The 24,962-nt window shown below is 62.7% G+C and carries 17 protein-coding genes and 1 pseudogene; 10 read left to right on the plus strand and 8 right to left on the minus strand.

Going from position 1 to position 24,962, the window contains the following annotated elements; all coding sequences use genetic code 11:
* Positions 1-3: 3 nt before the first annotated feature.
* A complete protein-coding gene (locus tag IPM12_10795) occupies positions 4-1,248 on the minus strand; it encodes an aminotransferase class I/II-fold pyridoxal phosphate-dependent enzyme (protein ID MBK9148287.1) in 1,245 nt (414 codons plus the stop codon).
* 121 nt (positions 1,249-1,369) lie between these two features.
* Between IPM12_10795 and bamD the strand changes: the two genes are divergently transcribed.
* From bamD to recN, 5 genes are read left to right on the plus strand one after another with little or no spacing between them, the layout of a single operon-like run.
* Entirely contained in the window at positions 1,370-2,260 is an 891-nt protein-coding gene (gene bamD / locus IPM12_10800; GenBank protein ID MBK9148288.1) for an outer membrane protein assembly factor BamD, read from the plus strand.
* Positions 2,257-2,607, plus strand: a complete 351-nt coding sequence (locus IPM12_10805; protein ID MBK9148289.1) for a DNA-directed RNA polymerase subunit omega — start codon at positions 2,257-2,259, stop codon at positions 2,605-2,607. The genes bamD and IPM12_10805 overlap by 4 nt, the downstream gene beginning before the upstream one ends.
* 23 nt (positions 2,608-2,630) lie before the next feature.
* Positions 2,631-3,842: a bifunctional phosphopantothenoylcysteine decarboxylase/phosphopantothenate--cysteine ligase CoaBC gene (gene coaBC, locus IPM12_10810; GenBank protein ID MBK9148290.1), complete on the plus strand. Its 1,212-nt coding sequence runs from the start codon at positions 2,631-2,633 to the stop codon at positions 3,840-3,842.
* A 3-nt stretch (positions 3,843-3,845) separates the two neighbouring features.
* A complete protein-coding gene (locus tag IPM12_10815) occupies positions 3,846-4,739 on the plus strand; it encodes a DUF4835 family protein (GenBank protein MBK9148291.1) in 894 nt (297 codons plus the stop codon).
* Between the two features lie 41 nt (positions 4,740-4,780).
* Positions 4,781-6,433: a DNA repair protein RecN gene (recN, locus tag IPM12_10820; GenBank protein MBK9148292.1), complete on the plus strand. Its 1,653-nt coding sequence runs from the start codon at positions 4,781-4,783 to the stop codon at positions 6,431-6,433.
* Here the strand turns inward: recN and IPM12_10825 are convergent.
* The 3 genes from IPM12_10825 to IPM12_10835 all read right to left on the minus strand — a co-directional run bounded on the left by IPM12_10825 (position 6,430) and on the right by IPM12_10835 (position 15,146).
* Positions 6,430-8,781 (minus strand): hypothetical protein, encoded by a 2,352-nt coding sequence (locus IPM12_10825; GenBank protein ID MBK9148293.1) that lies wholly within the window; start codon positions 8,779-8,781, stop codon positions 6,430-6,432. The genes recN and IPM12_10825 overlap by 4 nt on opposite strands.
* 119 nt (positions 8,782-8,900) lie before the next feature.
* Positions 8,901-11,579, minus strand: coding sequence for a trypsin-like peptidase domain-containing protein (locus tag IPM12_10830; protein MBK9148294.1), 2,679 nt, complete (start codon positions 11,577-11,579; stop codon positions 8,901-8,903).
* Between the two features lie 30 nt (positions 11,580-11,609).
* A complete protein-coding gene (locus IPM12_10835) occupies positions 11,610-15,146 on the minus strand; it encodes a hypothetical protein (GenBank protein MBK9148295.1) in 3,537 nt (1,178 codons plus the stop codon).
* Between the two features lie 111 nt (positions 15,147-15,257).
* Here IPM12_10835 and IPM12_10840 point away from each other — a divergent pair, with 111 nt between their 5' ends.
* Positions 15,258-16,076, plus strand: coding sequence for an SDR family oxidoreductase (locus IPM12_10840; GenBank protein MBK9148296.1), 819 nt, complete (start codon positions 15,258-15,260; stop codon positions 16,074-16,076).
* 80 nt (positions 16,077-16,156) lie between these two features.
* On the opposite strand, the gene IPM12_10845 is transcribed toward IPM12_10840, so the two are convergent.
* Positions 16,157-17,137, minus strand: coding sequence for a c-type cytochrome (locus IPM12_10845; protein ID MBK9148297.1), 981 nt, complete (start codon positions 17,135-17,137; stop codon positions 16,157-16,159).
* Between the two features lie 185 nt (positions 17,138-17,322).
* Between IPM12_10845 and IPM12_10850 the strand changes: the two are divergent.
* Both IPM12_10850 and IPM12_10855 read left to right on the plus strand, forming a co-directional pair.
* Positions 17,323-17,668, plus strand: a pseudogene (locus IPM12_10850) (ribose-5-phosphate isomerase).
* Between the two features lie 73 nt (positions 17,669-17,741).
* A complete protein-coding gene (locus tag IPM12_10855; protein ID MBK9148298.1) occupies positions 17,742-18,965 on the plus strand; it encodes an NAD(P)/FAD-dependent oxidoreductase in 1,224 nt (407 codons plus the stop codon).
* 82 nt (positions 18,966-19,047) lie between these two features.
* Here IPM12_10855 and IPM12_10860 read toward each other — a convergent pair whose 3' ends face one another.
* The 3 genes from IPM12_10860 to IPM12_10870 all read right to left on the minus strand — a co-directional run bounded on the left by IPM12_10860 (position 19,048) and on the right by IPM12_10870 (position 22,795).
* Entirely contained in the window at positions 19,048-20,337 is a 1,290-nt protein-coding gene (locus tag IPM12_10860; GenBank protein ID MBK9148299.1) for a citrate synthase, read from the minus strand.
* Positions 20,338-20,473: 136 nt separating this feature from the next.
* A complete protein-coding gene (locus IPM12_10865; GenBank protein ID MBK9148300.1) occupies positions 20,474-21,049 on the minus strand; it encodes a thioredoxin family protein in 576 nt (191 codons plus the stop codon).
* Positions 21,050-21,091: 42 nt separating this feature from the next.
* A complete protein-coding gene (locus tag IPM12_10870) occupies positions 21,092-22,795 on the minus strand; it encodes a peptide MFS transporter (GenBank protein ID MBK9148301.1) in 1,704 nt (567 codons plus the stop codon).
* A gap of 296 nt (positions 22,796-23,091) precedes the next feature.
* Here IPM12_10870 and IPM12_10875 point away from each other — a divergent pair, with 296 nt between their 5' ends.
* Complete coding sequence (locus IPM12_10875) at positions 23,092-24,189, plus strand: choice-of-anchor L domain-containing protein (GenBank protein MBK9148302.1); 1,098 nt, start codon at positions 23,092-23,094, stop codon at positions 24,187-24,189.
* A 93-nt stretch (positions 24,190-24,282) separates the two neighbouring features.
* Positions 24,283-24,867 carry a hypothetical protein gene (locus IPM12_10880; GenBank protein ID MBK9148303.1) on the plus strand — a complete coding sequence of 195 codons (585 nt, stop codon included), beginning with the start codon at positions 24,283-24,285 and terminating at the stop codon, positions 24,865-24,867.
* The last annotated feature ends 95 nt before the right edge of the window (positions 24,868-24,962 follow it).

Genomic DNA, 24,962 nt, shown 5'->3' on the forward strand with positions numbered 1-24,962 from the left:
CTGCTACATCGCTGCCACCCTTTCAGCCTTATACGCCCCGGCCTCCAGCTTCTTCTTCACCTCTTTGAAGCTGTCAATCGTGCGCTGCACATCTTCAAGCGTATGCGCGGCGGTGGGGATCAGGCGCAGCAGGATGGTGTCCTTCGGTACAACCGGGTAAACCACGATGCTGCAGAAAATGCCGTGGTTCTCGCGCAGGTCGAGCACCACATTGGTGGCCTCCGGGATGCTGCCATGCATCAGCACGGGCGTCACGCAGCTGTTGGTCACGCCGATGTCGAGCCCGGCCTCCTTCAGCCCGCTCTGCAGCGCTTTGGTGATCTGCCAGAGCTTCTGGCTCAGTTCAGGGCGGGTGCGGATCATCTCCAAGCGCTTGAGCGCGCCGATCACCACGGGCATGGGCAGGCTCTTGGCGAAGGTCTGGCTGCGCATGTTGTAGCGCAGGTACATGACCACATCCTCCGGCCCGCTCACGAAGGCCCCGATGGTGGCCATGGCCTTGGCGAAGGTGCCGAAGTACACATCCACCTGGTCCTGCACGCCTTGGGCGTCCGCGGTGCCACGGCCATCACGGCCCACCATGCCGAAGCCATGGGCATCATCGACGAACAAGCGGAAGTTGTACTTCGCCTTGCGCTCCGCGATCTCCTTCAGCTTGCCTTGGTCGCCGGCCATGCCGAAGACGCCTTCGGTCATCACCATGATGCCGCCTCCGGTCTGGGCCACCACTTTGCGGGCGTTCTCGAGCTGCTTGTCCAGGCTGGCCATGTCGTTGTGCTGGAACACGAAGCGCTTGCCCATGTGCAGGCGCGCGCCGTCGATCATGCAGGCGTGGCATTCACTGTCGTAAACGAGCACATCGTGCCGGGAGAGCAGCGCTTCAATGGCGCTCATGCAGCCTTGGTAGCCGTAGTTCAGGAGGAAGGTGTCCTCCTTGCCCATGAATTCGCTCAGCTCATCCTCCAGTTGCTCGTGGTACTTGGTCTGACCGCTCATCATGCGGGCGCCCATAGGGTAGGCCATGCCCCAATCCTTGGCAGCTTGGGCATCCACTTCGCGGATCTCCGGATGGTTGGCCAGCCCGAGGTAATTGTTGAGGCTCCAGACCAGTACGCGCTTTCCGCGAAAGGTCATGTGGGGGCCGAGCTCGCCCTCGAGCTTCGGGAAGCTGAAATAGCCGTGGCTGTCCTTGGCGTGGCGGCCGATATGGCCCAGGTCCTTGCGGAGCTTGTCGAAGATGTCGTTCATGGGGTGCGCTGGAAAAGCTGGCCAAATGTAGCGGGGGCCTTTCAGGGCCAAGGGATGTTGATCAGGAGCTTTCAACCGGCTGGCGGTGAAGGCGGTGCGGCTATATTCGCGCCCCGCCCGAATGACCTGGACCCAAGGCCACCGAATCGCTCCAAGGCCAATGCTCTTCGGCGCCAGCCTGTTGGGCGGTGCGCTCTGGGTGGTGGTCGGCTTATTCGGTGGGGGCGCATTGGCGGGCTGCAGCGAATTCAATCGTGCCCTGAAAGCCCCCGGCGATTCCGCCGGCTTGGCTATGAAGCAGCGTGTGGCCCAGAAATTCTACGATAAGAAGTCGTATGACCGTGCCATCCCCTTGCTCGAGGAGATGATCCTTCTCAAGCGCGGCACGGCCGAGTTCGAGGAGGTGTCCTACCTGCACGCCACAGCGCATTACAGGATGAAGGATTATACGATGGCCTCGTATTTCCTCGAGAACTACGTGCGCACCTTCCCGACAGGGCGCCACGCCGAGGAATGCGCATTCCTCGATGCCTTGTGCTATTACCATAACAGCCCCAATTACGAGCTCGACCAGGTGGATACCCGGACCGCGATCGACCGTTTCCAGCTGTTCCTCGTGCGGTTCCCCAATACCGGCCTTCGCGACAGCACGAATAACATGATCGACCTGCTCCGATCGAAGCTGGAAGTGAAGGCCTATCACGCCGGGGAGCAGTACTTCCATATGCGCCAATACCAGGCCGCCAGCATGGCCTTCAAGGAATTCATGCGGCAATACCCCAACAGCGATTACCGGGAGGACGCCATGCTGCGCATCCTTCGAGCCGACCACGCACTGGCACTCAACAGCGTGGAGGCCAAGCGCGCAGAGCGCATCCGGGAGGCATTGAGCTCATACCGTAATTTCGCCGACGCCTATCCGGCCGGCGTGGAGCGCGATCAAGCCGAACGGCTGCGCAAGGAACTGGAGAGCGAACTCGAAAAGACCACGAAGAACACCCCCGTACCATGAGCAACAAACCCACCACAGCCGCCAAGACCACCGTCACGCGGGACGTCGCCAAGCTCGATGCCGAGACCGGCAATGTCTATGAGGCCGTGGCCATCCTCGGCCGGCGCGCAGACCAGATCAGCGTGCGAATCAAAGAGGAATTGAGCACCAAGCTCGAAGAGTTCGCCATGAGTGGAGAGAACATCGAAGAGGTGTATGAGAACCGCGAGCAGATCGAGGTGAGCAAGCACTACGAGCGCATGCCCAAGCCCGGCGCCATGGCCATCCAGGAGCTCCAGGAGGGCAAGCTCTATTGGAGGCGCGGAGGCGAAGAGGCTCCGGCTGCGGACCCCGCCCCGAAGGCGTGAACGGCCTTTGATCCTCCGCTTCCGTGGAGATCCTCTTGAACCGCAAGGTGCTGCTCGGTGTCACGGGTGGCATCTCGGCGTATAAATCAGCGTCGTTGGTCAGGCTGCTGGTGAAGGCCGGTTGCGAAGTGCAGGTGGTGATGACCCCATCGGCCCATGATTTCGTGACACCGCTCACGCTCTCGACCCTGAGCAAGCGTCCCGTGCTCACCGATTTCTTCGTTCGCGATGGCAGCGGCGCCTGGAATGATCATGTGCAGCTCGCGCGCTGGGCCGATGTGATGGTGATCGCGCCGGCCACGGCGAACACCATGGGCAAGATGGCCCGCGGGTTGTGCGACAACCTCCTGCTGGCCTGCTGGATGAGCACGCCGCAAAGCACCCCGGTCTTCGCCGCGCCCGCCATGGATCTGGAGATGTGGAAGGATCCCGCCACCCTGGGCAACCTCGCCTTGCTGCAGGAGCGTGGTGTGCGCATGATCGGCCCGGAAAGCGGTGAGCTGGCGAGCGGCCTCACCGGTGAAGGGCGCATGACCGAGCCCGAAGCGATCATCGGGGCCCTGCACGAATCGCTTATCGGCACGAGCCGATTGATGGGCAAGCGCATCCTGGTGACAGCAGGGGGCACTCAGGAGGCCATTGATCCCGTGCGCTACATCGGAAACCGCAGCAGCGGCAAGATGGGATTCGCCCTGGCCGAAGAGGCAGCCTTGCGCGGCGCAGAGGTGGAACTCGTCTGCGGCGCCGTACGGTCTGAGCCGAAAAGGCACGGCATCCGCCGCACCGATGTGACCAGCGCGGCGGAGATGGCCCTGGCCTGCAAGCAGCGAGCACCGCATACCGATGCCGTGATCATGTGCGCCGCGGTAGCCGATTACCGCCCGGCATCCGCTGCCGATCAAAAGTTGAAGAAGAAGGAGGCAACGCTCCGCATTGAACTGGAGCCCACCGAGGACATCCTCGCCTGGATGGGCGCACACAAAGCCGATGGCCAGCGGCTCGTAGGCTTCGCGCTCGAGACCGACAATGAATTGGCGAACGCCAAGGACAAGCTGGTGCGGAAGAATCTCGATCTGCTCGTGCTCAACAGCCTGCGCGATCCCGGCGCTGGCTTCGGATCCGATACCAACAAGGTCACGCTGCTGGCGCCGGGCAAGGATCCGCAGGTCCTGCCGTTGATGAGCAAGCACCACGCGGCCCGCGCTATCTTGGACCGCCTCGAAGAACTTCTCTGACCCATGCTTCGCCACGTCTGCCTCCTGCTCTTGCTCCTGCCGCCTGCGCTTCGCGCCCAGGAATTCAACTGCCAGGTGAGCGTGATCGCCCCGCAGATCGCCCAAGCGCAAACCGGCGTCATCCGGAGCATGGAGCTCGCCATCAAGGAGTTCTTCAATACAAGGCGCTTCACCAATTACAACTACGCGCCGGCGGAGCGCGTGGACCTCAACCTGCTGCTCACCATCAGCAACCAACCGGCGCCCGACCGCTTCGAGGGCACATTGCAGGTGATTTATGCACGGCCCGTCTTCGGTACCGACTACAACAGCCCGATCCTCGACCTCGTGGATGAACAGGTGAAGTTCAACTTCCTTGAGAACACCCAGATCGAATTCTCGCCCGATCGCTACATCAACAACCTCAGCTCCTTGCTCGGCTTCTATGCCTACTTCATCCTCGGCCTCGATGGAGACACGTTCTCCCCGCTCGGCGGCGCTGAGTTCTACACGCAGGCCCAGCAGGTGGTGAACAATGCGCAGAACAGCGGTGAGGATGGATGGCGCGCATTCGAGGCGCAGCGAAATCGGTATTGGCTGCTCGATAACCAGCTGCAGGCCGTGTTCCGCCCCCTGCGCGAACTGCTCTACGACTACCACCGCCAGGGCATGGACACCATGACGGAGGACGCCGCGGCCGCCCGCAGGAAGATCGCCGCTAGCATCGAGAAGCTCAAGACCGTGCACCAAGCCAAGCCCGCCAGCTACAACCTGCAGGTGATCTTCAACGCCAAATACAACGAGCTCGTGGAGCTCTTCAAGCCCGCCGACCCCAGCGAGAAGACCAAGCTCTTCAATACCCTGCAGATCATCGATCCCGGGCACATCGGGCAGTACCAGAACATGATGCGGGGGTAGCGGCGAACCAATATGGCCTTTGCGACCAGCATCTTCGCCCCATGCTCACCCGCATCGCCATCACCAATTACCTGCTGATCGACTCCCTGGAGCTCGAATGGCAGCAGGGCCTCACGGCAATAACCGGCGAGACGGGCAGCGGCAAAAGCATCCTGATCGGGGCACTGGAGCTGACCTTGGGCGCTCGAGCTGATGCCGGGCTCATGCGTGATTCAGCCAAGCGCTGCGTGATTGAGTTGGAAGTGGATCTCAGCGGTCTTGGCTTGGAACCCTGGTTCGCATCGAATGAGCTTCCCTTCGAGGAACGCGCATTGCTGCGCCGTCAACTGGATCCGGGCGGCCGCTCCCGCGCCTTCGTGAATGACACGCCCGTTCGCCTCGAGCAATTGCGTGAATTGGGCGAGCGCCTCATCCATATCCACAGCCAGCACCACACCTTGCTGCTGAACGATGCGCGCTTCCAACTCGGTTTGGTTGATCAATTGGCCGGTCAAGAAGGAGCCGTGAAGGAGCTTGGCGTCCTGTTCGCCGATTCGCGCGAAGCGCAACGCGCGTTGGATCAGGCTCGCGCCGAGCAGCAGGGCGCACTGGCCGAGGCCGACTTCGTGCGCTTCCAACTGGAAGAACTGGAGCAGGCCGCCATCACCGAGGGTGAGCAAGCGCGCGTCGAGGAGAAGCTGCGCTTGGCGGAGCATGCCGGCGAGCGCGCCGAAGCCTATCGCTCCATCGAGGAAGGCGCATCGGGGGATCAGGGCGCAGCCGTGCTGTTGCAGCGATTGCGCGCCCTGGTCTCAAAGGCGGCCCGCATCGATCCGGAACTTGCCGGTCTGTTGCAACGCATCGAAGGAGCGGCCATCGAGTTGAAGGATATCGGTTCAGAGGCAGCACGGCTGGCCGCTTCGGTGGAGGTCGATCCGGCACGTGCCGAGCAGCTCCGTGATCGCATCGACCTGCTCATCCGCCTCCAGCAGAAGCACCGCGTGCCCGATGAGGCTGGCCTGCTCACGATCCTCGCGGAGCTCCGGCACCGTGTTGCCTCCGTCGAGGACCTCAGCGAGCGTTGCTCAGCGCTTGAGAAGGAAACGAAGCGGCACGCTGATGCTTACACGAAGATGGCCAAGGCAATATCGTTGGCCCGCACCAAGGCGATCAAGCCCCTATCGAACAAGGTCGAGGCGCTGCTGCATCAACTCGGCATGCCGCACGCCGTGTTCCAATTCGATCACCGCACCGGCGATCCGGGACCCTATGGCATCGATCAGGTGCGCGCGCTCTTCACCGCCAACAAGGACCGCGCGCCGGCGCCCTTGGACAAAGTGGCCAGCGGCGGTGAGCTGAGCCGCGTGATGCTCGCCATGATCTCGCTCGCTGCCGGTTCGCGTGATCTGCCCGTGGTGGTCTTCGATGAGATCGATACCGGCGTGAGCGGCGAAGTGGCCGACCGCGTCGGTGCGCTGCTGTCGGCGATGGGGAAGGAGCGCCAGGTGATCGCCATCACGCATCTGCCGCAGATCGCGAGCAAGGCCGCGCATCACCTGCAAGTGACCAAGAATGCCGATGGCGATCGGGTGAGGACCTCGATTGCACCGCTGGTGCACGAAGAGCGCATCGGTGCCATCGCGCGCATGCTCAGCGGGCGCAAGGTCACGGAGCAAGCGCTGGAGAACGCGCGCGTGCTGCTGGCGCAGGCCTAAGGCAGCTGCTGCACGCGGGTGTTCGTGGGGACGCTGCCTCCGATGTTCACCAGGATGGGGTCGCGGTCGTTGGGGTCGCCGGTGTAGCGCACCACGCCATCCATGTTCACATCCTCGTTGAAGTAGCCGTTCACGGTGTTGGTGGGCACCGTGCCGCCGATTCGTACCAGGATAGGGTCGCGGTCGTTCGGATTTCCGGTGTATGCCAGTTGGCTGCTGAAATCGGTGTTCCCGGACCACATCGCCAGAACGCCGCCGAGGTCCTTTCGCGCATCGGTGCCATAGGTGGCGGTGGCAGCGGCGGTGAAATTCACCGTGGCGGGTGCAGCGCTGAGCGTCACGGACGAGGCGGTCATGATGCCCAAGTGGTTGCGATGGCGGATGGCCACATGGTAATTCCCGGGTGGCGCGTTCATCACCACGGCACCGGTGCCATTCACCTCCACCACATCGCCGTCGCGTTGCAGCAGAGCCGCACGACTGGTGATGGTGGTGGCCGGATTCGAAGTGCTGCGCAGCTCCACGATCACCCAGTCAACGATGGCATTGCCGCCTGTGATGCTCAATACAGGAGCAGTGGTCGTCTCACCACCGCCGCCGTTCGTGAAGCTATAGCCCATGCTCGTGAAGGGCTGCGCCAATGGGATGAGGCCCGCGCTGCGCAGCCCATCGTTCATCAGGCCGCTTGGGTCGTAAGGGCCTTCCAGAAGGACGCGAGGCGACACGCTCACATTCTGCGGCGTGAAGGAGAACTTGAAGATTCGCGTGCTCCAGCTGGTACTGGTGTTGAACTTGGCCGTTCCCCAGAAGCTCTGGTCGGCGGGGTCCACATCGAGCGAGTTGTAATCGCCATAGCGGTTGCTGGCGTTACGGCTTGTGCCAGCCACGATGCTCGTCTCGGCGAAGGTCATCTGCCCCAACGGATCGCTCGCATAGCGGCCGGTATAGCGGATGCTCGGGTACACCGAGGAGCTGGAAACATTGTATGCCAGGCCGATATCGCCATTGGCATTGATCGCGATGCTCGACATCCATCGGTTGGCGGCATCGGGCGAGTAGGTGCCCTGCTGATGGATGCTCCACGGATTCGCCAGCGCGGTACGGCGCAATTCGTACCAGCGCACTCCCGCGCGGTCGGTGCCGGTCACGTCGGTCACATGGCTGCAGGCGATGGCCTCGTGCGTCCCGAAATTGCGATAGATCGCCCTGTTCATGATCACCTCGCGCAAGGGGTCGAGCCGTGTGGTGGTGCCCGGCTGCGGGATGCAACTGAACGATTGATAACCGCAGAGCTCGGTATCGAAGGACTGGGTGGCGAGCAATACCGGTCCGGAGAGGACCGAGTTCGCGGGCGTGGTGAAATCGACCGTCAGCGACCACAGTTCGAGCCGATCATTGGGGATCGAGGCCCCCCAGCCGTCATCGGCCATGCGCATGAACATACCGGGGGCACCAACCGGTGGCGCGGGGCCGCCATCGTGCGTGATTGGCGTGGTGGCCTGGAAGCCAATAGTCGGCACATCGGGCACCGTGAAGCGCTGCGCGGTGGCGCTGAGGCCCTGCAGCATCCGCGTGCGATCGAGCGCATAGGTGGCGGACTGCGACTCATTGGTGGTGATCAGGTACATGGAGTTCCACACGCCGTACTTCGGATAGTCGGGGAAGCTGGGCGCCGTGAAGCTGTACGCATACCAGGTGCCTGTGGGGTCCGGCGAGGAGGAAACGGCCACGATCATGCGATTCCCGCTGCTGCTGAACTCGCTCATGAGCCAGCGGTCGGCGATCGCATCATAGAGCACGATGGGGTCGCCCAGCCCGCCGTAGCTGCTGATGCCGCCGATGGCATTCACGAAGTTGTCCAAGTAGACCTGTGCGCCGAGGGCCGTGCCGTTCTTGTCGTAGATGCGGAAGTACGCGCCGCTGCCGCCATTGATCATCTGGATCACGTGGTTCGGGCCCACATCGAGGCAGGGGTCGGCGGGGTTCAAGCTCGTGTAGCCCTGGCCATTGACGGTGATGTCGAGCGCACGGTCCTTGTCCCGATCGCCGAACTCACGTTGCCAAGCGGGATCTTCGCCTAACGGGAGCGCATTCGGATTCACCTTCTGGTGCAGGCGCGATGCCTTCAGGCCTGGTGGCCTTCCGGTGCTGATGAGCAATCCCATCTCGTCGCGCACCGGCTCATTGGGAAAGACGCGCGCGGCATCCCAATCGCGGTAGGCAACGGTCTCCCCGAAGAAGACCATGTCCTGAACCTCGGCATTGCGGTATTCCTTGAATTCCTGCGCGTGGAGGCTGCTGATGAACGAGGCCAACAGGGTGGTGAAGAGGAGGGCGGTCCTTGTCATGCTGATCGGATTGGTTTCGGCGTGCGAAAATCGTTCAATTGACCCGATACAGGCAATGCAATTCGACCGGCGGCGCTTGGTCACCCAAGCGGCTGCGTCATGATCGGCTGCCGATCGCGCTAAGGGAGCTGTTGAGCCCGGGTGCTCGTGGGCACTGATCCACCGATGTTCACCAGGATGGGGTCGCGATCATTGAGCGTGCCGGTATAGCTCACGATCCCATCCAGATTCACATCCTCCGGGTAGTAGCCGCTCACGGTGCTGGTGGGCACGCTTCCGCCGATGCGCACCAGGATCGGGTCGCGGTCGTTGGGGTTGCCCGTGTAGGCCAGCATGTTATCCGCGTTGCAGTTGCCGGCCCAAAGCACCTGCGCCGATCCCACGGCCTTGCGTGCCTCAATGCCGAAAGTGGTGGTGCCTGATGCGGTGAAATCGACCACCGTGGCCGTGCCGCTGAGCGCGCGCGTGGTGGCCGTCATGGCGCCGAGGTGGTTGCGATGCAGAACGGCCACGTGGTAGCTGCCGGCAGGGGCCGTGAACGCGACGGCGCTCGATCCGTCCATGTCCACCACATCGCCATCGCGCTGCACCAATGCGCAACGCGTTGCGATCACCGGGTATCCAGCGGTCGCATTCCGCAGCTGCACGAACACCCAATCGACGATGGCGTTGTTGCCGGTGGTGTTCAGCACGTTCGCATTGATCGCCTCGCCACCGCTGCCCACGTGCGTGAAGCCGAGCGCGGTGTAGGGTTCGGTGCCGGGGATCAGCGCAGCCGTCCGCAGGGCATCGCTCATGATCGGACCGGTGCCGTAAGGTCCTTCGAGGAAGAGCTTCGGGGCCACCAGGATCGCTTGCGTGACGCAGAAGGGGTGGGTGGTGGAGGACCCGGTGAAATTGGCATTGCTCACCAGGATGTTGTTCTGAGAATCGCGCAGCGTGAAGCTGCCCGCCCCATAGGCGCAGCAGATGCCATCGCCCCAGCTATCATATACCACCAGTTCGTGGCAGCCGTTGGGCACGCACACCGTGATTGGCGGCAGCGGGTACACGCCATTCGAGGCTTGCGTGGTGTAAGGCCCGCCGCTGGCCAAGATGTTCGATCCGTTGCGGATCACCCATGTGGTCTCGGATCCGTAGCGGTCCAGGTTCAGTTGCAGCGTGAGCGTGTTCGGGCCGTGGGTGATGTCGCTTGTGCCGGTGTTGTTCGCCAGGTTCTGGTCGGTGCCGCCGTTGGGCGCGCTCACCGTGGCTGTGAAGGTGAGGTAGCCGTTGGGCAGGCTCACCGCGCCAATGGCCAAGTTGGTGCTGGCGCCGCTCACGAGGCTGCCTGTCCATGGGATGCTGCCCGAGGCCCCGCCGCTGATGGACCATGCCAGCTGGAAGCTGGTGAGCGTGGTGAGGCCGCCATTGCGCACGGTTACGGTGGGGCTGATGCTGCCAGAGCAATTGTTGCCGCTCGCGCCATTGATCGCGGTAACCTGCGCATCGAGGGCGAGCGTGGCGGCGTTCGGGTCCCAGCCGTCGAGCGTGTTGCCGCAGCTTCCCAGGTAGGTCGAGAGCGAAGTCCAACTCGTGGAGAACTTGCCGAAGTAGTCGTTCACATTGTTGCTGCAATTCGCATCGCCGCCGTAGAGCTGGCCGATGATGCGCTTATCCTGGTTCCACAATCCGCTGCCGCTGCTGCCGGGCTCTGTGGTGCCATCCTCCCAGTTCAGGATCCGCCAGGTTGTGGCCCCGCCGTAAGTGGCGGTCGTGGCGGCATTCACGTCGAAGCTGATCTTCTTGATGTCGCCGCTGGGGTGGTGGATGCAGGTGCTGCTGGTGGGTGCCGTGCCGCTCCGGTCCCAGCCGCTGTAGTAAACGCCATAGCTCGCGGGGGGCGCGCTGCTCAGCTGCAGCAGGGCCACGTCACTGCCTGAACTGTTCACCAGGTGCGTGGCGCCGCTCACGGTCTGGTTGGTTGGCCCGTTGAGGTTCTGGCCGCAAACGGAGCTCTGCCAATTGAAGCGGAAGACCCAGGTGCTCACATTGGTGACCGGATTCGGCAGGCAGTGCCGTGCGGTGAGGAAATAGGGGGTTCCGTTCTGTGCGCAGTTGTTCAGCAGGGTGCCGGTGCAGATGCCGCTGCCGCTCACCACGATCATGGCCACGCTGCGGATCTGATCATCCCAGGGGTCGCCTTCGGGGCACACCACATTGTTGTTGCAGCTGCCGCTGTCGCCCAGGCCGCGCGCGTAGCCGAACACATCGCGGTAGCCGTGCGTGACCTGCCCGATGCGCAAGCGGCCGATGGGGCCCTTCGCCGGGACCTGGTACTCCACTACGATCCAATCGCCGCGCATCGGCTGCACGCCCAGCACGCCGCCCACGCTGTTCTCATGCGTGAAGGCACCGATGTGCTCCCCGCGGCCATTGATCACGAACACGCGCGCACCCAAGGGCAGGTGGTAATCGTGGAATTCGAAATTGATGCTCAGCGCGCCCGGGCATTCGATCTCCATGCGCCACACGCGTGTGCCATCCTCGAGCAAGCCCCAGGTGCCGCTGTTCCCAAGGTCGAAATCGACCGCGTGGTTGAAGCCGAAACGGTAGGGGATGCCCTTGTCCTGATCGTTCACGGCGTCCTGTGCGGCGAGCTCAGCAAGGTTCGGCGCAGGCAAGGTGGTGCCTTCTATCGGTGGGAGCTCGTTGCTGCGCGCGATGGTCAGCGGTGTTCCGCCATGCCCGATCTGAGCGGGCGCGTTCAGGACGGCGAGGATCACGAATGGAAGCGCCGCGATTCTGAGCCTGTTCATGGTTGAAGGAATGAAGTTGTTCTAGGGCGATCAAGGTAGCTGCTCCTGCCGCACGGCCGTGGGCACGACCCCACCGATGTTCATCAGGATCGGGTCGCGGTCGTTCGCCGCCCCGGTGTACTTCACCACTCCGCTCAGGTTCACATCCTCCACGTAGTAGCCATTCGCGATGGCGGTGGGCACATTGCCACCGATGCGCACCAGGATCGGGTCGCGGTCGTTGTCCTCGCCCACGTACTTGATCGGGTTGCTGCTGATCACGTTGCCAGCCCAGAGCTTCAGGGTGCCGTCCTCGCTCTTCCGCGCCTCGGTGCCGTAAGCGGCGGTCTCGGCCGCACGGAAATCGACCGTGATAGGCGCGGTGCCGATGGGGAGTGGGGCTGCGGTCATGGCCCCAAGGTGATTGCGGTGGCGCACGGCCACGTGGTAGTTCCCCGGCGGCACCTGCAGCAGCACGGGCGATGCCCCATCCATGCCCACCACATCGCCGTCGCGCTGCAGCAAGGCTGTGCGCGTGCCAACCACTTGGGCCGGCATGCTCGCGGATCGCAATTCCACCACGACATAGTCCACAATGGCGTTGGGGCCGCTCACGCTGAGCACGCCCGTGGCGATCTGCTCGCCACCGCCGCCGTTCACATGCGCATAACCCAGGGCTGTATATGGCTCCAGCGCCGGCAAGTATCCGCCTGCGCGCAGGTCATCCCGCATCAGGTTCGGCGTAACCGTGGCATCAAAGGGGCCTTCGAGCCAGAGCTGCGGACGCAGCGCCACGGTATTGGGCACGGCCAGGCATCCGCCGCTCACGCCGGCGAGCATGTTATTGCCGTCGGGGTTGACGATGTCCTCGATGGAGCTGATGCAGATCTCCGCGCCGGTCAAGGACACGTAGGTGATCCGGGCCAACGGCACGAAGCCGCTGTTCTTGATCAACGAGCTGTCCTGGTAGCAGATGCCGATCACCTTGTTACCGCCGAGCGTGGTGTTCATGCTGATGTCGCCTGAGAGATTCGGCGCCAGGTTGGCGGCGCTCTGGATCGTGAGTCCGCTGAGGGTGAACTCATAGCCCATCACGCGCGCATCGGGATTGCGGATCATCACATCCACGGTCTTGGCCACGGGATTGAAGTTCGCCAGCGCCAGTTCAGCCACCTCGCTGGTGGTGAATCCCCGCGGGAAGTCGAACCACGGGTGGTAGTGGAGCACATGGCCGGTGGCATCGTGCGTGGCCTGCGAGGTGTAGGCGTAAACCATCAATGCCGCGTCGGTCACGGTCACCTCGCCATCATCGTTCAGGTCATTGCAGCTCGAGGGCGTAATGTCATTCCCGAGGATCGCGGAGACGTACTCCATCGCGTCGGCCTGGTTCTGCTGGCCCTCGCCGGTGAGATCGCCGCGCTTCGTCGGTCCGTTGCACACCCCGTTGCAATCGAGGCGCGCATCGCCATACGCCTGGCCCAGGCAATCGGTCCAGATCGGGCACGTGGGCACCAGGGAGAAGCTGGGCACGTTCTGCGCGTTGCGCGTGATGCTGATGCAGGCCTGCGCGTAGTTGTTCGTGTAGTCGGTCTCGTGCCGGCCCAGCGCATCGGGCGCGTGCTGCCAATTGGTGCGCACCACAAGCGTGTAGGTGCCTTCGGGCACATCCGTGATGTCGATCCAGTTGCAGGTGGTGCCAGTGCCGTATTCATCAAAGCACTGTTTGCTGATGCCCATGTTGCTGCAGCCGAACTGGCCGGTGCCGCCCGGATAGCAGCCCACATCGATCACGCAGAAGCCGTTCTTGAAGCCCACGGGGATGAGGTTGTTCTGTTGATCGAAAAGGAGGTAATCGGCGTAGCCTTCGTAGTGTGCATGCCCGTGGCAGTTGTTGAAGCTGAACATCTGCGGCTGAGAACTGGGGCTGCCGATGTAGTAGTCGGTGCCGCCGAGGTTGTCGATGCGGGTGGCGAAGCGCAGCACGTAGCGCGTTCCGGTGGCGCGCACGCAGCCTTCCACCACGGCGCAGTTGCTGGTGGTGGTGTACGTGTTCAGGACCAGGGTGCTCTGCAAGCGGGCCTGGTTCAGCTGCAGGTCCGGCCCGTTCGGGCAATTCACGTTCGGGTAGTACATGCAGCAATCGTTGCAGGGCACCGTTGCCAGCGGGTCGTAATTGCAGGCAATGGGGAGCATGCAGCCCACGGCGGGTCCCAAGTAGATGATGCTCACGCTCACCGCATTGCCGCAGGCCGAGGTGGCGGCATTGTGGCCTACGCGCAGCCGGTGCAGGGTGCCCCCGGGCATGTTGGCGCTGATCACGGCCTGCATGCCGCAGCCGCCATCGTTGTCATCGGCGAAGGTGGCCCCCTCCACGCCGTCGCTCAGCACGATGCTTCCGCAGGCCATATCGTACACCCACAACCGTGTGTCGCAGGTGTTGGCGCCGCAGGTGGTGATCTGGTACTGCCCGCTCTGCGGTGGGGTGAAGCTGTACCACTGCTCCAGGAAATCAGTGGTCACCGTTGCGAGCGTCTGCGGATAACTGCCCGTGAGCGTGGCGAGCGTGATGGGGATGGCCGTGCTGCACGCGAAGCCCGGCGGGCAGTTGAACGTGGTCTCCTCGAAACTGCCGAATTGCCCGCCCTGTTTCACGAGCGCGCCATCGAGCCATACGAAGTACTGTCCGTAGCCGTAGGTGTTGTGCCAGATGCCGTCGTTCGCCGAATCGTTGATCCGGAACACGAGGCAGGTGCCCTGTGGCACGCACACGCTGCTGCTGGTGGTGCCGTTGGCCAGCGTTGCTCCTGTGCTCGCGTTCTTCAGCGTCCAGCTGGTCTCGCCAGGGTAGCTGTCGTGGAAGATGTCGATGCGCACCCGGCTCTGGCCGGCCGGGCAGCCGTAGTCGCATGTCCCATTATTCACATTCACGCTCGCGCTATAATTCGCAGCGGTGGCCTCATTGCAGCCGAAGACAGGTGTTAGGTTGCCCACGAACACATCGTCGATGGCAATGTCGCTCAGCTGCCCGCTGCCCGTGACGGCGCGGAAGCGGATCTTCAGATTGGTCTGCCCGGCATAGGGAGCGAGGCTCAACCAGCCTTGCTTCCAATAGATGCCCTTGTCGCCGCTCTGGCTCCAAAGGCTCGTGCTCACCGATCCATTGGCATTCACATCCACGTGCAGGCTGCCCATCTGGCTTCCCCGCATGTGGTACCAGAAGGTGAGGTAGGGGCTGCTGAGCCCGCTGATGTTGAAGCACGGCGATTCGAGGGTCGCCGTCTTGCTCGGCGTGTTGCCGGCGCCGGCGCTCTCCACGTACATGTATTTCGCATTGCCCGTGGTATTGTTCAGCGTGTGATCGGTCCAAGGGCCAGTGCCGAGGATGGTGCTGCCGTTGGTGCCGTTATTGTCCACGTTCCACTCTAGGTCGTCACCGCTCAGGTTGGTCCAATTGGTGGGCAGCGTTCCGGGCGTGCCCACGGTACCGCTGGTGAACGGCTGGTTGTGTGGGAAGCTGGTGATGCACTGTGCCGAAGAAAGGGCCGGGGCGCATGCCAGTACGATCGGGAGTAAGGGCTTCAGGTTCATGGTGCTGCGTTCTGATCGTGCAAAGTAGGGTGCTGAGGAATGACCCGCAATGGCGATCGACGGATTCGCGCGGGGATGCGCTCCTATCTTCGCCGCATACCCAGAATCCCAATGGCCATCGGACTCCTCAACGGCAAGCGCGGCATCATCAGCGGCGCACTCAATGACATGAGCATCGCGTGGAAAGTGGCCGAGCTGGCCCACGCCGAGGGCGCCCGATTCGTGCTCACCAACGCGCCCGTGGCCATGCGCATGGGAGAGATCAACAAGCTGGCCGAAGCCACTGGGAGCGCGGTGATCGGAGCCGATGCCACCAACGACGCCGATCTCGAGAAGCTCTTCGCCGGAGCCACCGCAGAACTGGGTGGCCCGGTGGATTTCGTGCTGCACAGCATCGGCATGAGCCCCAACGTGCGCAAGGGCCGCAAGTACGACGACCTGAACTACGAATGGTACAAGCAGACCCTCGATGTGAGCGCCATGAGCTTCCACCGCATGCTCCAGGCGGCGCACAAGGCCGATGCCATTGCCCAAGGAGGATCAGTGGTCGCCTTGAGCTACATCGCCGCGCAGCGCGTGTTCCCCGACTACGGTGATATGGCCGATGCCAAGGCCCTGCTGGAGAGCATCGGAAGGGGCTGGGGCTACCGCTTGGGCAAGGCGAAAGGAATCCGGGTGAACACGGTGAGCCAGAGTCCTACCATGACCACCGCCGGTACGGGCATCAAGGGCTTCGATGGGTTTTTCGGCTTCGCACAGGAGATGAGCCCATTGGGCAATGCACCTGCTGAGGATTGCGCCCGATTCTGCCTCGCGCTCTTCAGCGATTACACCCGCTTCATCACCATGCAGAACCTCTTCCACGACGGCGGCTTCAGCAGCACGGGGGTCACCCCCGATGTCATGGCCAAGTTCGTGAAGGAGGGGTAATTCAGCCGCGCGAGCCGCTTCATGCAGCGGTTTCACGTTCCGCCTTACCCGGCTTTGCCTGAGCGACCCGTCGATTCCACCTATTGCGGCATCGATTCACCGGGCTTGTAGCTGGTCTTCGCGATGGCATTCTCCGTTGGCGGCAGGCTCTTCAGGTACCGGTAGAGCGCTTTGAGGTCCACGGTATCCATGCGGCTGTACGCGCCCCATGGCATGGGCGAGCCCGGGAGTAAGCGCCCGTTCTTGAAGCGGTTCACGAAGGTGCTCTCGTCCCAATCAGCCATAACGCCTGTGGCGGCATCCGGCGTCAGGTTTGGGCTCAGGTAGGACCAGCCTTCACTGAACGCATCCGGCTCGAAGTACATGCCGCCTGCGAACGGTGTCCCGATGAAGGCGCCCGTCTTCATGTCTCGCTCGGTGTGGCAGCCCACGCAATTGGCCACGTAGTTGGCGAGGTAATGGCCGTAAGCCGCTGTGCTGTCCTGCTCGACACGCGCTGGCGGCGGTTCCTTGGGGCCTTCAGGCTTGATCAGGCCCATGGCCAGGATCGCCTTGCCCATGAAGGTGAATTCCTGCGGTACGATCGCATTCTCCACCGGCACTTGACTGCGCAAGAACGAGAGCACGGCCACCAGGTCCTCATCACTCAGCCCTTGGAACGGCATGAAGGGCATCATGCCGCGCCCGTCATGGCCCACCATGTGGCGCATCGCGCGCGCCAGTTCCGCATCGGTGCGCTGTCCGATGCCGGTGGCGTGCGGCGTGAGGTTCGGCGCGCGGAATGTTCCCGGCGGGATGCTGAGTTCCCATCCGCCGCTCAGCGGGTCGGTGGCACCGCCCTCAACGGCAATGATGCGGTCCATGGGCATGTGGCAGGTGGCGCAGTGCGCAGGCCCGTAGGCCAGGTAGCGCCCGCGCGCGATCAAGGCGGAGTCGGTGCTGGCCTTGAGATCCGGGTATGGCGTATCGGAGTAGCTCTTGTTCCAGCTCAGCTGAACGAAGACCACGAAGGCCAACACGATGACTGCGAGTACGGCAAGGGTGCGCTTGATCAGTTTCATGATGGGAAGGGTTTGGGAGCATGAAACTAGTAGGATCCAGTGAATTGGCAAGCGGGTTCGCCAGATGGCCTTACCCACAAGGCATCCGGACGTGGACCATGATCCTGCTTGAGGCGCGGATGCATCGCGCGGCGACATCCGGGAATCCGCCGCCTTCAGCTGCGCCTGCGTTTCCCTCGTAGCCCATGCCAATCGTCCATGCCGTCTATGTGATCGAGCTTTCGCAGATGGCGTTCACCGGGCATCGCCGGTTCCGCGAGGCCAAACCGCAGCATAACGGGGCGCTTGAATCCTGGTTCGTGGGATAGACCAGCAAGGACCTGAAGGTTCGATTCGCGCAGCACAAGAGCGGCGCCCGGAGCGCGAAGGGCCATAAGCTCAGCAGCGATATCGTGCGGAAGTACGGTAGGTACCTCCGGCCCAGCTTGTACCAGCACATCGGTCCATTGAGCCGCGCAGAGGCACTGGAAGTGGAGAAGGGACTGGCGCTGGAGCTGCGGAGGAAAGGGGTATGCGGTGTGGTGGGGATGAGTGAATGAAGGTCGGCCGATTCAGTTCCGGGAATTCTGCGATCAGTACTCACGCTTAACCCGCACCTTGCGCCATGCATCCGCGCATCGCGGTCATTGGAGGAGGCGCTGCGGGCTTCATGGCGGCCATCAGCGTGAAAACGCACCGCCCTGAGACCGATGTGCTTCTGCTGGAGAAGAGCGGCAAGCGGCTGGCCAAGGTGCGCATCAGCGGGGGCGGGCGCTGCAACTTGACGCACGCCTGCCCCGAGCCGCGCAAGCTGGCGCGCCATTATCCGCGCGGCGAGGCCTTCCTCCGCAAGGTGTTCACCGCGTGGGGACAGCCGGAGGCCATTCATTGGTTCGAGCAGCAAGGCGTGAAGCTGAAGACCGAAGCCGATGGCCGCATGTTCCCGACCTCCGACGATTCGCGCACCGTGATCGAAGCGTTGAGCGGTGCAGCCGATGCGCTCGGCGTATGCGTCCGTATGAATTGCGGTGTGTCGCGTCTCGAACGAATAGGTGATGCCTGGTTGCTCGATACGTCGCAGGGCCAAGTCCAGGTTGATCGCGTCGTGGTGGCCTCGGGCGGTTCGCCGAAAGCAGAAGGGCTGGAGTGGCTGCGCGCGCTGGGGCACGAGGTAGTTGCTCCTGTGCCATCGCTCTTCACCTTCAACCTGTCCGATAAGGGCATCCGCGAGCTGATGGGCGTGGTGGCGCCGAACGCCCGTCTGCGCATCGAGGGCACCGCACTGGAGAGCACCGGCCCGCTGCTCGTGACGCACTGGGGCTTCAGCGGCCCGGCTGTGCTGCGCCTCAGCGCATTCGGCGCGCGCATCTTGCACGAGCGCGACTATGCCTACACCGTGCGCGTGAATTGGGACAGCAAGCTGAAGGAGGACGCAGCACGTACGCTTTTATTGGGCGAAGCGGCCACGCACCCCAGGCGGCAGCTCGCAAACGCAGCAGGTTTCGGCTTGCCTGCCCGGCTGTGGGCCTTCCTGGTGCAGCGTTCGGGTCTCCCGCTCGACAAGCCGCTGGGCGAACTGGGGACGCGGCAACAATCGCGGCTGTTCGATGTGCTCACCAACGACCGTTACGCCGCTCAGGGTAAGACGACCTTCAAGGAGGAGTTTGTCACCGCCGGTGGCATTTCTCTCGCGCAGGTGGACCCGCTCACGCTGCGAAGCACCCTGCAACCGCACCTGCACTTTGCCGGCGAGGTGCTGGACATCGACGGCATCACCGGCGGCTTCAACTTCCAGGCGGCGTGGAGCACGGGCTGGCTGGCGGGGCGTGCGGCGGCCCAGGGCGCTTGAGTTCGCAAGCACACTTGCCCCCGTGGTCAAGGAGAAGGGCCCCGCCTCACGGAACCCTTCAGGATTTCGGGGCGGCAATGCCCTACTTCCGGTCCTTCAGGGCGACGTAATCGCGCTTGGTGGCACCGGTATAGATCTGGCGCGGGCGGCCGATGGGCTCCTTGTTCTGCACCATCTCCATCCATTGCGCGATCCAGCCGGGCAGGCGTCCGAGCGCGAACATCACGGTGAACATGCGGGTGGGGATCCCGATGGCGCGGTAGATGATGCCGCTGTAGAAATCGACATTCGGGTAGAGCTTGCGGCTGATGAAGTAATCGTCCTTCAGCGCAATCTCCTCCAATTGCTTGGCGATCTCGAGCACGGGGTCATTCACGCCCATCTTCTTCAGCACCTCATCGCAGCTCTTCTTGATGATCTTGGCGCGCGGGTCGAAGTTCTTGTACACGCGGTGCCCGAAGCCGAAGAGGCGGAAAGGGTCATTCTTGTCCTTGGCCTTGTCCACCCACTTCTGGATGTCGCCGCCATCGTTGCGGATGGTCTCGAGCATCTCGATCACTTCCTGGTTGGCGCCGCCGTGCAATGGTCCCCAGAGTGCCGCGATGCCCGCGCTCACGGCACTGTAGAGGTTGGCCTGGCTGCTGCCCACGATGCGCACCGTGCTGGTGCTGCAGTTCTGCTCATGGTCAGCATGCAGGATCAGCAGCGTGTTCAGCGCGTTGGCCACCACGGGATCCACCTTGTAATCCTCGGTGGGCAGGGCGAACATCATGTGCAGGAAGTTCTCCACGTAGCCCAATTTGTTGTTGGGGTACATGTAGGGGTGGCCAAGGTTGTTCTTGTAGCTGATGGCCGCCAGCGTCGGCATCTTGGCGATGAGCCGGTAAATGGTGCGCATCACCTGCGGCTGCGGCCGGTGCGGGTCCTGGCTGCGCGGGTAGAATGTGCTCAGCGAGTTCACCATCGCCGAGAGGATGCCCATGGGGTGGGCATTGCTCGGGAAGAACTCGAAGAAGTGCTTCATGTCCTCGTGCACCAGCGAGTGGTAGCGGATGTTTCCCTCGAACTCATCGAGCTGCTTCTTGTTCGGAAGCTCACCGAAGAGCAACAGGTAGCTCACCTCGACGAAGCTCGCTTTCTCGGCCAGTTGCTCGATGGGGTAGCCGCGGTAGCTCAGGATGCCCTCCTCGCCATCGAGGAAGGTGATGGCGCTGGTGGTGGCGCCGGTGTTCTTATAGCCGAAGTCGAGCGTGATGTAGCCGGTCTCGTCGCGCAGTTTGCTGATATCGATGGCCTTCTCGCCTTCGCTGCCGGTGAATACAGGGAACTCGTAGGTCTTGCCGTTGAGGATGATCTGCGCCTTCTCGCTCATCGCCGCTAAGTGAAAGGGGTGGGTGTTTATTGAATGGCCGCTAATGTAGCCTCCGGACATGCACCCTTCGCAGGTGGTTCGCATGAAACGCGGAAGCCCCGCATCGGCGGGACTTCCAAGAGTGAGGCCGTGGCCCTCAGGGCGCCGCCCACTTGGCCTTGAAGCCGCTCAGGAAGGCCTGGTACTCCTGGGCCTTGTAGTGGCCTTCGCCGAAGTAGTGCAGGATGGGCTCGATCTGCGGCGGGTCCATCAGCCCCTGCACCGGCGCCAGCACATTGAGGTCGCTGTCCAGGTAAACGATCGTGGGGTAGGCGATGCGGCCCTGCACATTGGCGATGGCCATGGTGAGCTGGTGGGTGCCGTTGCGTCCCTGCCTCATGGCCGGGTTGTAGTCCGGGTTCTCGAACTTCTGCCCTTTGAAGGTCACCGGGTCGCCGCTCTCGGCATTGAACTTCACCGGATAGAAGTGCTTGTTCACGTAATCGGCCACGCGGGCATCGCTGAAGGTGCGGGCATCGAGCATGCGGCAGGGGCCGCACCAGCTGGTGTACACATCCACGAACAGCGGCTTGGGGCTCTTCTTGGCGGCGGCTTGGGCCTGCTCCATGCTCATCCATTGGATGCCGCCTGCTGGCGCGGGCTTCGGGTCCTGAGCGATGAGGCTGGTGGCCAACAGGCCCGTGAGGGCGAGGGTGATGATGCGGGTTTGCATGCGGTTGAGTTGCGGGTTGCGCAGATCAATGACCGTGCCGGGTCAACCGCGGCCGTGCATCATGCGCTTCAGGATCGGGCTCAAGGCCAGCAGCAGAAGGCCCGCGATCAAGGAGAGCATCACGAACATCATCACGAAATCGTAGAGGTTGGTGATCGTGAATCCCGCAAAGCTCGGGTACACCTCGGCGATCTTCATTTCCTTCAGCACGGCCAGTTGCTCCGGGGTGGCCACCACGGTCTTCTCCAGGATCCCCTTGAGGTCGATGCCTGCAGCCTCGGCCTCGATGTACTTGGGACCGGTGGGCGGCAACAACGAACCCAGTGTGCCGGTGAGCGCATAGCCCGCCGCGCTGCTCACGAACCACACGCCCATGAGCATGCTGGCGAAGCGCTTCGGCGAGAGCTTGCTCACCAACGAGAGGCCGATGGGCGATAGGCAGAGCTCGCCCCAAGTGTGGAAGAGGTACATGATCACCAAGGTCCAGATGCTGATCTTGGCGGTGTTCGAGAGGCCATCGACGGCCTGCGCGAGGATGAAGTATCCCACGGCCATGAGCAATAGGCCGATGGCCTGCTTCACCGGGGCGATGGGATCGCGCTTGCCCAGTTGCACCCACAGCCAGCTGAAGGGGAATGCGAAGAGGATGATGAAGATGGCGTTGAAGTTCTGCACCTGGCTCGGCGGCATGTTCCAGCCGAACAGGTTGGTGTCCGTCTGCTGATCGGCGATGAAGGTGAGCGAACTGCCCGCCTGCTCGAAGCAGGCCCAGAAGAAGATCACGAAGAAGCACACCACATACAGCACAAGGATGCGGTCGCGCTCGATCCGCGTGATGGTCTTGTCTGCGATGATCAAGTAAGCCAGGGCCAGGCCAGCGGCATAGATGAACGGATAGAGCCACACCTTGATGGGGTTCTGCACTTCGGCAGTCGGGTCGAGATTCAGGTAGTGGAATAGGAAGGTGAGGCCCACGGTCATCAGCACGGTGATGAGGATGGAGGCCGTGCTGAAATGCGCCTTCTCGCTCTCAGCGCCTTCGGCCAAGGGCGCATTGCTGAAGATGGGCTTGTTGCCGATGGGCGCGCCTTCCGGCGTAACGATGTATTTGTTCTTCAGGGCATAGAAGATGGCCGTGGCCAGCAGCATGGCCACGCCAGCTGCCATGAAGCCCCACTTGAACGCGCTCAGGTCACGGACCCCATCCACCTTGATGTCGCCCACGGTGCTGCAGATGAAATTGCCCAGGAAGGCCCCGATGTTGATGCCCATGTAGAAGATGGTGAAGGCGGCATCGAGCCGGTTGTCGTTGCTCGGGTACAGGGAGCCCACCATCGAGGAGATGTTCGGCTTGAAGAAGCCGTTGCCGAAGATGATCGTGAGCAGCGCCACCCAGAGCATGGTGCGCGCCAGCTCCAGGTTATCCGAGTACAGCGAGGCGCTGAAGAAGAGCAGCATCTGCCCGATGGCCATGAGCAGCCCGCCCAGCATGATGCAGTTGCGGTTGCCCAGGAAGCGGTCGCTGATGTAGCCGCCGAGCATGGGGGTGAGGTAGCAGAGCCCGAGGAAGCCGCCGTAGATGATGGCCGATTCCTTCGAGCCGTAGGCCAGCGCCTCGGCGATGAAGAGAGAGAGGATGGCGCGCATCCCGTAGAAGTTGAAGCGCTCCCACATCTCGGTGGTGAAGAGCACGTACAGTCCTTTCGGGTGCTTCTTGGGCACCTCGGCGGCAGCAGTCGCGTTCATGCTGAAGGTTTGGGGTTTATGCCCGGCTGCCCAAGGGAGCTGCCGGATGGCGGGCCAATATAGCCGGATGGCCGATGCACGCATGGCGGGCCAGCTTGCGGGAGCGCTGAACGGGACGCGCCATGACAGGCAGATGTGAGCGGCAAGGCTCTCCGCCGACCTGGATCACGGCGTCTTGATGCGAAGGCACTGGGCTGCCGATCCGGACTCGGGGTGCCAGGGCGCTATGGAGCTGGAGTTGCGCATCAGCTCCTGTGACTGCATTGGAGCTCGCGCGATCCTCCTACCTTGCCTCCATGCGCTGCATCATGCTTTCGATCCTGCTCTCTTGGAGCGCTGCGTCGCTTGGGCAAACGCACGCCACAATGCTGCCCGCCAGTCCGGATTACACCGCGCTCGTGAATGATCATCTGGCCGGACAGGGCGTCACCGTTCTCAGCGCCGGCTTTCAGTTCCTTCCATACGCCATCGGCACCTTCACCGATACCATGGCAAGCATCGGCATGAGCGGCGGATTAGTGCTGGCCACCGGGCTGGTGCATGTGATCGAAGCGCCCAATCTCTCGCAAAGCACCACCATGGCCGGCCTCGTGAGTGGACAATCCGATGCCGACCTGCTGCAGTTGCTGGTTCCACCGGCCCCGCAATGGGATGCTGCCATCCTCACCATCGATCTCATCCCCGCGGGCGATTCGCTTCAGCTGCGCTTCGTGTTCGGCAGCGAGGAGTACGATGAGTACGTGTGCTCCATCAAGAACGATGTCATGGGCATCTTCCTCTCCGGCCCCGGCATCGATGGCTCATTCACCAACGACGGCATCAACATGGCCACCCTGCCCGCCACCGGATTACCCGTGTGCGTGAACACGGTGAACCTTGGCGTGCCCGGCAGCGAGGGCAGCGGGCTTTGCTGGGCCTATCCGAACTGGCAGATGGACACGGTGCATTACGTGGACAATTTCTTCGGCCCCAACTGCGGGCTCGATGGCTATACCGAAGTGCTCACCGCGAAGGCGGCCGTGCAGCTGGGCGCGGTCTATCAACTCAAGATCGCCATCGCCGACGCGCACGATGGGGTGTATGACTCTGCTGTGTTCCTCGAAGCGGGCAGCCTCACGTCGGAGTTGAGCACCGGCATGGATGCAGCAGCGCCCGTCACCGCAGGCGTGTGGTACGCGGACGCAACAGGTGAAGTGGTGCTGCGCGGTCCTTCATTGAATGGTGGCCGTGTTGAAGTGCAGGCCTTCGATGCGGCGGGGCGTTGCGTGGCGCGGGCGAATGCAAGCCCCGATGGCGTGGCGTGGCGCGCTCCGATGGCATTGGCTGCGGGCTGTTATGCCATCCGCGCGGTGCAGAAAGGAGCCGTGGTGAGCGGGAGGGTGGTGGTGGAGTAGGGCTGGGGAGGGCGAACGGCCACGAGCGTCGTGGATCGTGCGAACGGATACTTTCACCGTGCGCGAAAAGCATCAGCCTAAACCCTCCACCTTATGCGTAACCCCAAGTTCCTTCAACTCCTCCTGGCATTCCTGCTCGCATTCTCATTCGAGCAGACGCGCGCCCAATGCAATCCAGGTCCCATCGGCTGGCTCTCGAAGCTGCTGCGGGTCAGGCATACGATCGAGCAACCCACAGCGATCACGTACACCACCAAACCCTCGCTGGTATATGAGATCCCCTTCTTCATGGTGGTGTATTGCGCCTTCGTGGAGGCGGACGGCAAGCCCTACCTGTATTTGTGGGTGCAGCAGAACCGGATGAAGGAGCCGCGGGACATGAAGACAGGTGATGCCCTGGTCATTCACCTGGCCAACGGCGCCACCTTGGGCGCAGCGTGCCTCTCGGATTTCCCTGGCCTCAAGGACCAGTCGATTGCTTTCTATCCGTTGGAGGCTGAGGCCCTCGCCACGCTATCCACGGTGGTAGTCGATTCCATCCACGTGAGCTCTCACCCGCGGGATCCGCGAGTGCAATCGCAGTTCATGCTTCGCTTCGGCGACCGCAACAAACGGCGGATCCAGGAATGGGCGGCCTGCTTGAGCAATCAGGTTGCGCGATCGAGGATGGCCCGGTAGGTGAACGGCCTGGAAGGGCCGAAACGCGCATCGTGCGCGCAGAAAAGGGGATCAGGCCGCCACCCATGCTCGTTGCGGCCGACTCACTCAATGCA

The organism is Flavobacteriales bacterium (genome assembly GCA_016716605.1).
Classification (GTDB): Bacteria; Bacteroidota; Bacteroidia; order Flavobacteriales_F; family PHOS-HE28; genus PHOS-HE28.

What these genes read in the sequence shown, in the direction of transcription:
- IPM12_10795 (MBK9148287.1), bottom strand. Translation starts at nt 1,248, where the DNA reads ATGAACGACATCTTCGACAAGCTCCGCAAGGACCTGGGCCATATCGGC.
- bamD (MBK9148288.1), top strand. Translation starts at nt 1,370, where the DNA reads ATGACCTGGACCCAAGGCCACCGAATCGCTCCAAGGCCAATGCTCTTC.
- IPM12_10805 (MBK9148289.1), top strand. Translation starts at nt 2,257, where the DNA reads ATGAGCAACAAACCCACCACAGCCGCCAAGACCACCGTCACGCGGGAC.
- IPM12_10815 (MBK9148291.1), top strand. Translation starts at nt 3,846, where the DNA reads ATGCTTCGCCACGTCTGCCTCCTGCTCTTGCTCCTGCCGCCTGCGCTT.
- recN (MBK9148292.1), top strand. Translation starts at nt 4,781, where the DNA reads ATGCTCACCCGCATCGCCATCACCAATTACCTGCTGATCGACTCCCTG.
- IPM12_10825 (MBK9148293.1), bottom strand. Translation starts at nt 8,781, where the DNA reads ATGACAAGGACCGCCCTCCTCTTCACCACCCTGTTGGCCTCGTTCATC.
- IPM12_10830 (MBK9148294.1), bottom strand. Translation starts at nt 11,579, where the DNA reads ATGAACAGGCTCAGAATCGCGGCGCTTCCATTCGTGATCCTCGCCGTC.
- IPM12_10835 (MBK9148295.1), bottom strand. Translation starts at nt 15,146, where the DNA reads ATGAACCTGAAGCCCTTACTCCCGATCGTACTGGCATGCGCCCCGGCC.
- IPM12_10840 (MBK9148296.1), top strand. Translation starts at nt 15,258, where the DNA reads ATGGCCATCGGACTCCTCAACGGCAAGCGCGGCATCATCAGCGGCGCA.
- IPM12_10845 (MBK9148297.1), bottom strand. Translation starts at nt 17,137, where the DNA reads ATGAAACTGATCAAGCGCACCCTTGCCGTACTCGCAGTCATCGTGTTG.
- IPM12_10855 (MBK9148298.1), top strand. Translation starts at nt 17,742, where the DNA reads ATGCATCCGCGCATCGCGGTCATTGGAGGAGGCGCTGCGGGCTTCATG.
- IPM12_10860 (MBK9148299.1), bottom strand. Translation starts at nt 20,337, where the DNA reads ATGAGCGAGAAGGCGCAGATCATCCTCAACGGCAAGACCTACGAGTTC.
- IPM12_10865 (MBK9148300.1), bottom strand. Translation starts at nt 21,049, where the DNA reads ATGCAAACCCGCATCATCACCCTCGCCCTCACGGGCCTGTTGGCCACC.
- IPM12_10870 (MBK9148301.1), bottom strand. Translation starts at nt 22,795, where the DNA reads ATGAACGCGACTGCTGCCGCCGAGGTGCCCAAGAAGCACCCGAAAGGA.
- IPM12_10875 (MBK9148302.1), top strand. Translation starts at nt 23,092, where the DNA reads ATGCGCTGCATCATGCTTTCGATCCTGCTCTCTTGGAGCGCTGCGTCG.
- IPM12_10880 (MBK9148303.1), top strand. Translation starts at nt 24,283, where the DNA reads ATGCGTAACCCCAAGTTCCTTCAACTCCTCCTGGCATTCCTGCTCGCA.